At 54.7% G+C, this 13,637-nt stretch carries 8 protein-coding genes and 2 pseudogenes; 7 read left to right on the top strand and 3 right to left on the bottom strand.

Annotation, left to right across the window (positions count from 1 at the left end; translation table 11 throughout):
* Positions 1–125 precede the first annotated feature (125 nt).
* Positions 126–695: pseudogene (locus ACRXB1_RS02585) on the top strand (TniB family NTP-binding protein); the annotation flags it as partial.
* Positions 696–1,272: 577 nt separating this feature from the next.
* Positions 1,273–1,413: pseudogene (locus tag ACRXB1_RS02590) on the top strand (AAA family ATPase); the annotation flags it as partial.
* A gap of 299 nt (positions 1,414–1,712) precedes the next feature.
* On the opposite strand, the gene ACRXB1_RS02595 reads toward ACRXB1_RS02590, so the two are convergent.
* Complete coding sequence (locus tag ACRXB1_RS02595) at positions 1,713–3,059, bottom strand: paraquat-inducible protein A (protein ID WP_449490992.1); 1,347 nt, start codon at positions 3,057–3,059, stop codon at positions 1,713–1,715.
* Between the two features lie 2,031 nt (positions 3,060–5,090).
* On the opposite strand from ACRXB1_RS02595, the gene ACRXB1_RS02600 reads away from it, so the two are divergent.
* The 5 genes from ACRXB1_RS02600 to ACRXB1_RS02620 all read left to right on the top strand — a co-directional run bounded on the left by ACRXB1_RS02600 (position 5,091) and on the right by ACRXB1_RS02620 (position 10,287).
* Entirely contained in the window at positions 5,091–5,858 is a 768-nt protein-coding gene (locus ACRXB1_RS02600) for a PRC-barrel domain-containing protein (RefSeq protein ID WP_449490993.1), read from the top strand.
* A gap of 521 nt (positions 5,859–6,379) precedes the next feature.
* Positions 6,380–7,744, top strand: a complete 1,365-nt coding sequence (locus tag ACRXB1_RS02605; protein ID WP_449490994.1) for an MFS transporter — start codon at positions 6,380–6,382, stop codon at positions 7,742–7,744.
* Between the two features lie 22 nt (positions 7,745–7,766).
* Positions 7,767–8,753, top strand: a complete 987-nt coding sequence (locus tag ACRXB1_RS02610) for a 2-hydroxyacid dehydrogenase (RefSeq protein ID WP_449490995.1) — start codon at positions 7,767–7,769, stop codon at positions 8,751–8,753.
* Positions 8,754–9,022: 269 nt separating this feature from the next.
* Positions 9,023–9,985, top strand: a complete 963-nt coding sequence (locus ACRXB1_RS02615; protein ID WP_449490996.1) for a DnaJ C-terminal domain-containing protein — start codon at positions 9,023–9,025, stop codon at positions 9,983–9,985.
* Positions 9,982–10,287, top strand: a complete 306-nt coding sequence (locus ACRXB1_RS02620; protein WP_449490997.1) for a chaperone modulator CbpM — start codon at positions 9,982–9,984, stop codon at positions 10,285–10,287. The genes ACRXB1_RS02615 and ACRXB1_RS02620 overlap by 4 nt, the downstream gene beginning before the upstream one ends.
* Before the next feature lie 836 nt (positions 10,288–11,123).
* Here the strand turns inward: ACRXB1_RS02620 and ACRXB1_RS02625 are convergent.
* Positions 11,124–11,678 (bottom strand): general stress protein, encoded by a 555-nt coding sequence (locus ACRXB1_RS02625; RefSeq protein ID WP_449490998.1) that lies wholly within the window; start codon positions 11,676–11,678, stop codon positions 11,124–11,126.
* A gap of 176 nt (positions 11,679–11,854) precedes the next feature.
* The gene (locus tag ACRXB1_RS02630) at positions 11,855–13,465 is read right to left on the bottom strand and encodes an oleate hydratase (RefSeq protein ID WP_449490999.1); all 1,611 of its coding nucleotides are present in this window, start codon (positions 13,463–13,465) and stop codon (positions 11,855–11,857) included.
* Positions 13,466–13,637 lie beyond the last annotated feature (172 nt).

The following is a 13,637-nucleotide window of genomic DNA, read 5'->3' on the forward strand; positions in this document are numbered from 1 at the left end:
GTGGAAACCTTGTTCTATTTGCCGTGGAATCGGCATTAACTTTGCCGTGGAATCGGCATTAACTTTGCCGTGGAATTCGTGATTTTTTTCCCGTGGAATCCTTGTTCGCGATGGCGTGGAATACGCAGATGCCACCGACTCCAGACCAGCATCGATTTTATTCGGGCCTTCTGTTCGAGCTAGGCGCTCCGCACAATGCTGCAGCTGGTCTGGCCTCTTTGGAGCGGTTAGCTCGTGACATCCTCAGACGCGTATCTCCAAGGATGCTGGTTGTCGACGAGGTCCATCATCTGCTGGCGGGCAGCTATCGCGAGCAGCGTGCGGCCCTGAACCTTCTTAAATTCCTCGCGAATGACTTACAGATCAGTATGGTTCTGGTCGGAACACGCGATGCTGTATTGGCGCTTCAAACCGATACTCAAATGATCAGCCGTTATACGCCATTTGAGATCCCGCGTTGGCGCGAAAGCGAAGGTCTACGACGGCTGCTCGCCGCGTTCGAACGGGTGCTTCCACTGCGCAAACCGTCGGATCTCGCTCGACGCGAGATTGTTCAGTTCGTCTTGAGTGCGACTGGAGGACTAACTGGTGAAATATCTTCGCTGCTGAACAACGCCGCAGAGCTGGCGATTCGCAACGGCGACGAATTGATCAATATGACGCACCTTGAGCATGCCTGCCGAATCACGCAGTAACTCGGGTCTCTGGCCGGTCGCTCCAAGGCCCTTCTATGAAGAGGCTTTCGGGAGCTGGCTTGGCAGGGTGGCGGCACGCTATCAGGTCAGCGTTGGGGCGCTTTGGGAAAGCAGCGTTTCAGAAGAGATGCCTGTGCTGGGAAGCGCAGGATGGATACTCTTCCCGACAATATCGCCTTTTACACTGCAGCAATTCGCGACGCTCGCGCGTCTTGATGTTGCCAGGTTGAGCCAGATACAGACGCCGCCAACATGGCTTGCCGACCGTCGCTGCATGCCTTACTGCTTTAAATGCTTCGTGCTAAATGATGCAGATGTGTCGGCTCCCCGTTGGCCTGACTGAAGGACGTGCGGCACGCAACGTCGGCACGCGCTCGGAGTTTCAGGACATCAAAGCAACGCTCGATGCGTACCGGCTTCTCGCCGCTCGTTCTCACTCGCACGGGCTGGTCATCGGGCATATTAGATTGCGAAGGGACGCGACGGTAGCGACCGGATTACCTCCGAAACGCTCAAAATGAAGGGGCGGATAGTTCTAGTTATTTGGAATTGAAGTCGTGCTACGGTAGGTCAATGCATAACGCACCACTGCCACATCGTGGAGACCGGCAACGAGAGTCACCGTTTCCGGCATAGCAGCGCCAGTGCAAAGAAGCGCATCCGGTCGCGTGAAACTGCGCGAAAAGCCGACGCTGCAAGTGCTTCTGAGCTCGAATGATCGGCGCTTGCCGCGCCGGGGAATCTGCTACGGGCTACGCCCTTCACAGCTTCCCCGGCGCAACCCATCCTCATACGCAGGAGGACAAACAACTCGAAAACCCATAGACTTATCCACAACCGGTCCTCCTTTAGACCGGTCTCCACCCTGGCTCAGAATGCAATCGGCGCGGTGGCTCAAAATTCGCTCGGCGCGGACAAGCTCGCACTGCTTTAGGACCAAAATAAGTTGTGCAAGCGTTTTATCCGAACCAGATCAGGAAATGGACTGGTCGCCGCACCCGAGTGAACAACGGAATGTTAAGACTCCACAGCATCCCAGACGAGCCGCGGGTCGAATTGCTCCGCGGCAAGCAGAGTGAGAATTACCACTGAACCGAATGCGATCACGCCCGGGCCGGCCGTAACCTCGGCGAAGGGTTGGAAGCGCACCAGTGCTACTGTCACCGTAACGACAAACACGTCGAGCATCGACCACCGCCCAATGTGTTGGATCATCCGGTACAGTCTGGTACGTTCGCGAAGACGCCAGCTTGAATGACGCCGCGCAGTGATGAGGAGCAGCACCAATGCAGAAATTTTAAACATCGGCACCACGATACTCGCGACGAAGACGATCACAGCGAGGGGCCATTCGCCCGATGTCCAGAAATAGATAACTCCACTCATGATTGTATTGTCTTGCATGTCCGTCAATGTGGCGGTATGCATGACAGGCAGCAAATTCGCGGGGATATACAAGAGGCCAGCGGCGATCAAAAGCGCCCAGGTGCGCCTCAGGCTATCCGGATGACGCTGGTGCAAAGCCGCGTCACAGCGAGAGCACCGCTGGTTTTTCATGCTGCGCTTGTACGGATCAAGCCGCGCACACGCGGCACAAGAGATCAGGCCGGCCCGTAGCGCCGTGACGTATTGCAATGTGTGCTTGGGGTTACTTGCGCTTGATTGCGCGGCCACTGCCATCGCTGCGCGCGGTGGTCCTGCTTGTACAGCCTCGATTATCGGCTCACTGCAGGTTGAGCGCTTCGCCTGATTGAGGCTCAGCCCGTCTGCGAGATCCCACAATGATCGCAAATCAAACTTCACGAGGATCGCAAGCATGATCGTCAGCGCACCGAATGCAAAAAAGGCGATTTCCGGAATCACGCGCGCCAGACTAAGCATCTTTACCATTGCTACCAGAACAGCGAGCATAAACACTTCGATCATTTCCCACGATCGGATGTGCTGGATCATCCTCAGCACCCAGTTGAATCCCGGTGGAATGTATCCTGCCCGTATGGGCATCAGCAAATATAGCAGTGCGGTGAGCTCTGTCAGTGGGAAGAGGATGGTCAAGCCGAAGACCAAGGCCGCGATGAATTGCACATTTTCGTGCCATAAAACCATGATCGCGCCTGTCAAGGTGGTCTGGGATGTGATCCCGTCAGCCACGAGTTCTAGGATTGGACACGCCTGGGCTATCAGAAACGTGATCAAGGCCGCCAGCGTTAATGCGCTCGTAATTTTAATTCGCCGTGAGGCACTGCTATAGAGCGTCGATCCACATCTCGGGCAGCATGCGACTTCGTCGCGGCCGGTTAGAATCGGCTTTTGGAACAGCGTATCGCAATATCGGCACGCAATGATTTTTTTGCCATATTCCATGCGGGCCTTTCAATGGGTGACAGTCGTATACGGGCAAAGGTGACGTTTTCATCTCGATGTACGGCTGACGCACACGGAACAAAACGACAGCCAATCTACTGCTGCCCGGTCCCCCACTCAGGCCGATATCGACCGGTTTCGTCAATTTCAGTAGCTGGCACTTGCTTCGCCGTTCCCGAGATGGGATGAAGTCCCATCTCTGCAATGTGCTTGGGGGTTCCTTGCCAGATCCAAGCGGGGTTGTTGCCGTTAGGGGCTTTGTAGTCGTAGACTTCTACCAGTGCGCTGCTCATATTCAACCTCTTTATCCTTAGTGCCGCTGGTTGAAGGCGGTTCGCCTTCTGGTCGTTCGTTTCCGTTTTGCTGGTATCAGTCGGCCACTGCAGCCCACTCAGAGAGGTTGAGAGTGCGAGGGCCGCGCAATCACGCATTTGTCCCTGCACTTTCTAGGCCGAATGCTCCGGACAACGCAAAGCGTGCCAACCGTGTGCTCAAATCGTCTTCGACAACATCGAGATGACATGTCACCGCCTTCGTGATCCGGGCAACGAGATAAATCGGAACGCAGCGATTGATGCAAGCATTTGATCAAGTTGCTGCGCGGTGAACGGTGGGGTGGCCTGAGACTGCGGCGCAGGTGCCGCGTCCTGTGCGGATGCTTCCAATATCTCGAAGATCAAGGCGAAGACCACGTTTGTTCTCGAGAAGACCGCGTTAGCATTACCAACCCCTAAGCCCTATTCAAGGACATGCAGCAAATCCATCAACTGTCTGAGTAAGCGCCACCCCGGTGCTCCCGATCTTGACTTGTATCAATGTGGGAACGAATTGATCACTTGTTGCCGGTGGTGATTTGATATTTAGACAGCGATTTTGTTACGTTATAACTTTGCATACAGCCGTATTTCCAGCGGGACTCACCTTTGGCTGCTCATAGGGCTTCATAAACCGCGACCGCTGGCATCTTGACCACCACCTTGGGAAACACAGGCATGACATGGCGCGGATTCAACGCGCAACTGTCTTAAATAAGGCAATTTGCCTACCAAGAGTCCTGATTCAGCCGCTCGGCCAGCAACACTTCGATCCCGTGTCCCGTGACGTATGGTGGCGTCACGCGAGCCCCGTGCGGTGCTATGTACAGTACGCCGGACACGTAATTGTCAAGTCGGTCGCCAATGTCGTTTGGAGATCGTGCGCCGCTCAAACGCCGCAAGGGAGTAAGCCTTCCACGACGAGGCATTGCGATCACAAGCAATACACTGCAGTTTCGATGCGCCCGATTCGCCTTTGCGCTATCTGCCGACCGCTGCCTAAGGGAAACCCGACCGTTATACAACCTATCTCCGAGATGACTTAACCATCGCAGGTGGACATTTCGCCAAGAACCGGACGGCGCCCTAAACGCCGGGATTTTACGAAGATCACGCGGCGATCATAAAGATCGCCGCCTTAGATATTGCGCGAGATCAACAATGACAAGATACCTGCGCCTTTCACAACATCTGACTTCAGCTTGGAAGCGCTGCCCCTTACCCTAATTTTCCGTTGCATCAGCTTACTAGACACGCACGCCAACTCGTACGCATGTTGCGACGAGAAACGGACACTTGTTGCTGAGTAGTTTCCGATGCTATCTAACTCAACGCGATGTCTCTACCATCAAGTTTTAGCGACGGTACACGCACTCGACCCATCCGACGATGGCTAAGCGCGATAGTAAGCGATGGAAGCTGAAGCTCATACTGGCCGCACATTTTCGCGTCGGATGGCTTCTTTAGCATTTTTGGTTCGCTCGTCCTGCTGATTGCTGAGGATACAAGATAACGAAACGGGTGATTGAGACCCGACTTGGGGGGTTCCTCGACAGGCAGTCCGTTCGTTGATTACTACTCGAGGACGCTGAAGTCTACGACGGGAAAACGGTCACTTTTACGATGACTCGTATGCATCGTCAAAGTGGCTGTCGCATCTTTTTAACCTGCCTTCAGTTGTGCGGGCTCGGGCTGGAGCGAATAGGGAGGGTCGATCATGTTGCAAAGTATTCAGCGGCTTTACGGACAACCGGTGATCGCCCGAGACGGAGAAATCGGCAACATCAAAGATTGTTACTTCGACGACGAGGCGTGGGGAGTGCGTTACCTCGTCGTCGAAACGGGAAACTGGTTTGATACAAGACAAGTCCTAATTTCCCCCTACTCATTTGAGCCGAACAACCAGGTTTCTGGATCGATCAAGTTGGATTTGACGCGTCAACAGGTCAAGGACAGTCCAGAAATCGACACGCATCGACCTGTGTCGCGTCAGCATGAAATTGACTACCTCGACTACTACGGCTATCCGACGTACTGGGATGGGGCATTTTTGTGGGGAATGAGCGAACTTCCGACATCAAGGTCGATGGGTACAACGACTGGCGGAAGAAGCGACACGAACGTCGGGCGATTCGAGCATGAAGAGGACGCGCGCACCGAGGACACACACTTGCGAAGTACTCGCGCAGTTAGCGGCTACCGCATCCAGGCTGCGGACGGCGGCATCGGTCATGTCGATGGGTTTGTTTTCGATGACGCCGCTTGGGTAATCCGAGACCTAATCGTCGATACAAGAAGTTGGTGGCCAGGCGGCGACCAAGTACTGATTGCAACGCGCTGGCTGAACCATATCGATTGGATTGGGTCGTCTGTGTCGACGCCATTAACGCGCGACGAAGTCAGAAGCAGTCCGTTATTCAGTGCCATAGCCCCAGATAGATCCTTCAAAGAGGAACTACACACGAACTTCGGTCGACAAGAGTAGCGGTTGCCAGAGGGTAGAGAAAGTTGCAATGCGGTAGATCCGGCATCTAGCACGCGGCTTAGGGTTCCGGATAAATGAAAAGGATCCACCTAAGCCACCGGTCTTCTAGTAGGTCGCTGACACCCATGCCTCCGGCTCACATTGAAGCGATACAACAAGTGAATAGCGGTACGGATTTGTTCTTGTATGTCTTGGTGGGTATTACAGGAATTTCAATTTTTCGAAGGGAGTTGCGATGAGCCGTACGAATCTTTCTGTATCGATGCGTGTATGCCTATTCCTGCTTACAAAGATTATGGCCCGAAGGCGCCGAACAATTACTCTGGGTATCCAGTACATAGGGCTGTTCACACAGCTGGTGCCGATACTTGCACCGGCAAAGGTGAAGCTGCGGAGCAGCACCGCCAGCTTCTAGCTTTGCATTTGCCCGTCCCTAGTATCACGAAAGTCGACTCATTAGCCATATCGATTCGATCTGTGTACAGATGCCATTCGGATAGTAGTTAAATAACCTAAATATCATGCCAACGACCGCCGAAATTGCAAATCCGCAAGGCACGCCCGCTATTCAGTCCATTGACCAAGTAGCGCCCAATGACCTTAAGCCACTCTTTTTTGTAGCGTGGTTGCTGTGCGCGGTTTTCTACTTCTTTCAATACGCGGTGAGATCAGCGCCTGGTGTCATGCAGAGTGAGCTTACCGCAGCTTGGGGCGGCAATCACATCGGCGCAATGATTTCGGCTTACTATGTGGCTTATGCCTTAATGGCGTTGGCCGCAGGCGTTTTGCTAGACCGATATGGCCCACGAGTAACAATTCCGTTTGGTATCGCCGTGGTAGGTGTAGGCTGCCTCATATTCGCGCAGGGCAGCGAAGTGGCAGGCATGATTGGATTTGTCCTTCAGGCAGTCGGCGCGATATTTGCCTTTATCGGGTCGTCTTACGTCGCTGCTCGGTATCTGCCTGCCCGTATGTTAGCGATGTTTATCGGCTTCACTCAATGCCTTGGGATGGCAGGCGCGGCTTTCGGCTCCAAGCCGGTCCACATGGTGATAGATCCGGCCGGCAGCTTCCACGTCAGCTGGCAATATGTTTGGATTGCGTTCGCTTGCATCGGCTTCGTTCTCGCGATGGCGACTTGGTTCTTCATGCCGCAGGAGAAAGGGGACAGTCCGAATCATCATGGACCTCTATCTTTCAGCAACGCGATAAAGCCGTTCAAAACGGTGTTCGGCAACGCTCAAAGTTGGCTAGCCGGGGTCGTAGGGGGTTTGTTGTTTTTGCCGACTACGATAGGCGCATTGGTTTGGGCGACTTCATTTCTTCATGGTGGCGAGAAGATGACCATGGCGGCGGCTGCATCGGACGCAGCCATGGTGCCCATTGGTTGGGTCATTGGTTGTCCATTGCTTGGATACATCTCGGATAAAATAGGCCGCCGCAAGCCGGTCTTGATTGTAGGTGCGCTGGTCATGCTTGCCGCGGGTCTTAGCGCGATCTACATACCCGTGGGCGTGATGCCGCGTTTTACAGTGGCTTTGTTGCTCGGCATCTCATCTGGCGCGGCAATGATTCCCTTTTCAATGATGAAGGAGGTCAATCCTTCGGAAGTCAAAGGTACTGCTGCAGGAGTAATGAATTTCCTTGTATTTGTGACCACCGGAATAGTGTCGCCCTTCATCTCCCGTCTAATGGTTCCGGACCAGGCCTCGCCCTTGAGTTTGCATGAATTTCAGACAGCGTTCTTGCCACTGGTCGTCGGCGTCGTAATTGCGATTATTCTAAGTCTGTTCCTGCGGGAAACCGGCCGGTCCGGCGCGCCGGACCGAGCCCCAAAAAGCGTCGCAACCCTTGCCAAAAACACAGTTGTTCATTCATCAATGTAAAAATCTGGCGGAGAGACATAGCATGGACATCGCCGTTTATAGCACCAAATCTTACGATCGCCAGTTTATGGATACGGCAGTTGGAAAAGGCCATAAGCTCCACTACCTTGAGGCACGTCTAACATCCGATACAGCGGTGCTCGCGCGCGGGTCCGATGCAGTATGTGTCTTCGTGAACGACCAGGTCAACGAGGCAGTTTTAAAGGAATTTAAGGTACTTGGTGTACGACTTGTCGCGCTACGGGCGGCGGGTTACAACAACGTCGATCTCGACGCAGCGAAGCGACAGGAAATAACCATCGCCCGTGTACCGGCATATTCTCCCGAGGCTGTCGCGGAGCACGCATCGGCGCTGATCCTCTCGTTGAATCGAAATATTCATCGTGCTTACGCGCGAGTTCGCGAAGGTAATTTCGCTCTCGAAGGTCTACTTGGCTTCAATTTGCAGGGGTGCACCGTGGGAATTGTGGGGACTGGACGCATTGGCGCAAGTCTCGCGAGGATCATGAAAGGTTATGGCTGCCGCGTGCTGGCGTATGACATTAACCCTGATTCCGCTTGTGTCAGTTTCGGTGTTACCTATCTAGCACTTGGTGAACTGCTTGCGGCATCCGACATAGTCTCACTTCATTGTCCGTTGACCCCGCAGACTAGACACCTGATCGACGCGGCCGCGATTGAGAAAATGAAGCATGGGGCGATGTTGATCAATACGAGCCGTGGTGCGATTATCGATACATTGGCCGTTGTCAATGGCATAAAAACCGGGGTTATCGGGCATTTGGGACTCGACGTCTACGAAGAGGAAGCGGCGCTGTTCTTTGAGGACAAATCGGACGAAGTGATTGGCGATGATGTCTTCGAGCGCCTCTTGACATTCCCGAACGTTCTTGTCACTGGTCATCAAGGTTTCTTTACAAGCGATGCGCTGGCTGCAATTGCTGAAACAACGATCGCCAATATGACGTCGTTTGAAAAAAGTGGTCGAGCCCTCCACGAGGTCACTTGAGCGTTGTCTTAGCTCATGACGAAATGCAAGTACGAATTAACGCGCAGTGGCGGCGCTTCTGCTCCATCTCGATCACTAAAGTACTGATGAAGTAAAAGGTCCGATGAGAATTGTTTGTATCGTATATGCGCTTTATGGCATCCATATTGAGGAACGCTAACCCCTCAATCTTGTCTACGACTTCCCCCGAAGTTGCTCCACGCTACGCAGTAGATATTAGCGGTCAACATCGATTTCTACATCACTACATGGCTAGGATTGGATCGCCAATGAAGTACAAGGATTACTACAAAGTGATGGGCCTGCCCCGTACGGCCACACAAACAGAGATCAAGGCCGCTCATCGAAAGCTCGCCCGCAAATTTCATCCCGATCTCAACAAGAAAGCTGACGCGGAAGCAGGCTTTAAAGAGGTGGGCGAAGCCTATCAGGTGCTCAAGGACCCGGAAAAGCGCGCGGCATATGACCAACTGGGCGAGAAACCGAATAATGCCGAGAACTTTAGCCCATCGCCAAACTGGAACGACGGCTTTGAATACAGCGGACGAGGTGACGGAAGAGGCACGCATGGCGATTTCAGCGACTTTTTCGAATCAATGTTCGGGAGCGCGAGTACGCAACGGCGCCAGCCTTCCGCGCACGCAGAAGGGCAGGACCATCACGCCAAGGTCATGATCGATTTGCGTGACTCATTCACGGGCGCGCAACGTGCGATCACACTGCGGATGCCAGTCGCGGATGCTAATGGGGTGGTGGGAATGCAATTGCGCACCCTAAATGTCTCCATTCCCAAGGGAATTCTCGCAGGCCAGCGTCTTCGGCTTGCCGGTCAGGGCGGGGCGCCAATCGGGGAAGGCTCATCAGGCGATCTGTACCTGGAAATAGAATGGAGGGAACAGACGCGGTTTAGGGTTGAAGGCCGCGACGTGACTATCGACCTGCCAGTCGCACCTTGGGAGGCGACACTCGGTGCGGAAGTTATCGTGCCAACACCCGATGGCGGCAGTGTTAGCATGACGGTGCCGCGCAACTCTGCGAATGGGAGACGGTTGCGGCTGAAGGGTCGAGGTATTCCGCAGGCGACACAATCAACGCCTGTTGGTGACCTGTATGTCGTGCTCGATGTTGTTTTGCCACTTGCCGACACCGATGCGGAAAAGTCCGCTTATGGCGCGCTGCGCGACGCTTTCAAGTTCGATCCGCGAGCCAGCTCCAGGGGCGATTCGACATGACATCATCGACAACGGTTTTTTTGCAAGGTGAGATCGTCGAAGAAAGCGTCGAATTTACGCTTGGCGAACTGAGCAGGGCAAGTGGCGCGTCCGCGGAACAATTGAGCCTTTGGGTGGCCGAAGGTGCGTTTGAACTGCGGGGGCACGCCGCGGTGGCTTGGCGCTTTACTGGCAGTGCATTGCGTCGTGCGGCGACGGCGCAGCGTTTAACACACGATTTTGGGCTAAACCCTGCCGGTGTTGCGCTCGCACTCGATTTGCTGGAAGAGATCGAGACATTACGGAGAAGACCTAATCGCTAGCACGGTAGGGCTCTCTTGCGGCCGAGACCTCTCAGATCGCGATCGTGGCTTTTCTTTCAGAGGATACGGATCAAGACCGTTACTGTTTCCGTTCCTCGCTGGCAGCCGAATGCATCGGAGATGATGGCACAGATTAAAGTCGCGTTTATTTGCTCGTTTTGCGAATGAGCGCGAAACGGAAACGCCGCCGCGATGAAACAGCTTATTGGCGCAACGTAAGACAACCATAGACGCTGAGCCGAACACGCGATAGCCGCAGATACAAGACGCAAGACGGTCATTGGGACCGAACTTCGGCTGGCTGTATGAATATCTTTGGTGGCGTAGTAGCGCGCGCGAAACGGCACAAGCGTATCCAACGCGGGCGGGTCGGGTCTGGTCTGTTGTCGGACGCGCGTAGATGGGCGGCGTCAAGGGGACCTGCCCATCGTTCAACATCGTAAGCGCAGTAAGCCCCAAGCAGGCGAGCTTTGTCGAATTGAGGCATCGGCATTATCGAAAAAATGGAAAGTTCGTTGCTCTTGAGAGTACCGGTTCATCAGAGTAACGGACGTCGATACCGGCTGCTCCGTCGACTGCAGGTAGCTGCTAGAGTTGTCAGATTCGCAGATATAGCAACGGCGAGCAACGGCGATTGCGTTACGACTCGTCAAAGGCGTAGATGGGACTTCCTCGAGGTTCGTTTCCGCAGCAAATTCAGCGGAGCGCTCTCTTTGACGGATGAATCCGCTGCATACGCTTGAGAGAGACGGTACCGAAAGTATCGAACGATGTGGCGTCGATCTTTCGGGCCTTGATTCACTATCTGCCTAGCTTTAGGCGAAGGTCAAGTCACGTCAAAGCACCGCTGCAGCTGGCACTTCATTAGCAGGCATTGTCCCTTCGTGAAGGTCCAGCCGTGTCGGATTGTGTGCTTCTAGGATTGTTCGGGCGCGCGCCATTTCTTCGGCCGGGCCATTTGCCATCACGAGAAACCCATTGGCTTGGAGCGCAGTCTCGTAATGGATGACATAGTCTTTTGGAACGCCCGCTGTGAAGAGCGCAGCGCTCAAAGCGCTGACACTCCCTACTACAACTGCGCCTTCAACAGCGGATATCACAATGGATGCAAGATAACCGACCACGACAACAGGCCCGATGACCGGCAACGTCAGGAAGACACCGCCGAACAGAGCACCCCATAGCGCGCCCCAGAACGCACCGTATTTCCCCCAAATTTTCATGCGGTCGCCGGTGTTGTAGAAACCGACCACTTTTTCCTCGGTGTGATAACCCTTGCCGATCACGCTGAAATGTCTCATGTCGAAGCCATTTTCAATAAGTTTTCGGACAGCCGCATCGGCTTCCGTGTGGTCGTCGAACGTAGCGATCAGAACGTCGTTGCCAGTCATTTGCTTCTCCTTAAAACGCGTTGAATAGAATGAGCACGGAATCGCGGATGCAAACCCGTCCGTGCCGGTTTGTCTCAATGGTATCGACATAGACCGCCGATGCGCAGACTCGGAAACTACTCAGTGGATGCGGTGCGTACCAAGGCGACTGGGGCTCTAGGCGGGTTGTTTGCTCCCTATAGGTCGTGCAGGGCCTCGAACGCCTTGAACAGGATACGCGGATTGAACTTTCCCTTATAGACGGCTGGCGGCGTTTTATCGATATCAAGTAGCTGATATACCGCTGCCTGCGCCGAGCGAATCGAATACTCGACGGTGAAGACAACGTCGTCCGGCAATTCGCAAAATTGGCCGGTAAAAGCCAGGTTCACCGATCCCTGCGGCACGACTTCCGGCCGGTCGCCGTGCTCGCGCGGCATGAACTGGCTCGTAATGAAAGGCATCAGGCACGGAATGCATACGGCATGGTCGAGAACCGCAGCCGCGTGGCCAGCCCGCAGATGTCCCAGTACCTCGGTCATGATCTCGCGGCCTGTGCACTCGGCCATCGGTTTTTTCATGAAGTCGCCTGGGCGATCGATATAGAGGCCGTATCCCCAGAACACCTGCACGTCACTCGGCTGACCGATGAAATGCGGTTGATGCGGCAGGACGATGGACATGAGCCAGTTCGAATCCGCGAAGGTGATGAGCCCACCTTCTCCAGGCACATTGCCGGTGAAATCCCGGACTAGGTTGAAGAATGCGGGATCATGCAAGGTGGTTGTGAACGACAGCCACTTCGATTCATCGACGTGATCAGTGAACACGTGCGGGCGGCCGAAAGTTGGGCGGTCCACGGCGATCTTGTTCCAGAGCGCCCAGGAACCGGTGTTGGCGCCGCTGTCCAGTGCGACGGCGCGATCCATACCGCCGAGCGTCGAGCCTTTGGTCATTGATCCCAGCGTGACGATCACCGCATCGCAAGGCCCCACCGGGATTGATTCGCTGTGCCCCTCGCGCTCGCAGACGATTCCCTCCACGCGCGTTTCGCCGTCGGCTTCGTTGAACACCAGATCGCTCACACGTGTGTCGAACTGGAACTGAACGCCGCGGTTGTCGAGCCATTTTCTCAGCGGTCGGACCATCGAGTCGTATTGGTTGTAGACCGTGCGCATGATCCCGTGCAACTGATTGAATCCCGATACCATGTGCACGAAGCGCAGCAGGTAGCGCTTGAATTCAACCGCGCTATGCCATGGCTGGAACGCGAAGGTCGTGCACCACATCAGCCAGAAGTCGGTCTTGAAGAAGGCCGGGGCGAAGTGGTCCGCTATGCGGCTGCGGCCGAGCAGGCGCTCCGGTTCGATTGCGAGCCGTTCGAGCGTGAGTATGTCTTTTTCGGTGAGCCCGAACTCGGGTTTGTCGATCCGACGACCGTTGCGTACCAGACGAGACTTCGACGAAGTCTTCACCGTTTCATTCCAGTCCAGGATTTCCTGCGTGACCGTCTTGCTTTCATCGAGCGTGGGGATCGATGAAAACAGGTCAAACGTACATACGTACTTGCTCTCGAGCATGCGGCCGCCCCGCAGTACATAACCTTCTTGCGCCGAGCCCGCTGCGTCCAGACTTCCGCCTGCCACGCCAAGCGCTTCAAGTATCGTGATATTGCGGCCCGGAACATCGGCATCGCGGATCAGGAAGGCGGCCGCGGCCAGCGATGCAATGCCGCCTCCCACGAGATAGAACTTGCTGTCTTCGGAGGAGAACGGCTTGGCCGTGCCGCCGGTGTACGCACGTTGCATGGAATCACCCTGTTTGGGATTGGGTTGAGCGGTGTTGACCAATGAACAGTGAAGCGCCGCTTTGAAAGGTAGCGGTCCCACTTAAACCGGGGTTGATAAAGATCAACGAGCGGGCTGATGCAGTCCCTATGCTGGATCGGGTCAAACGCCGAAGGGCGCTTGCAACGGCACA

This window comes from Caballeronia sp. M23-90, from assembly GCF_053574605.1.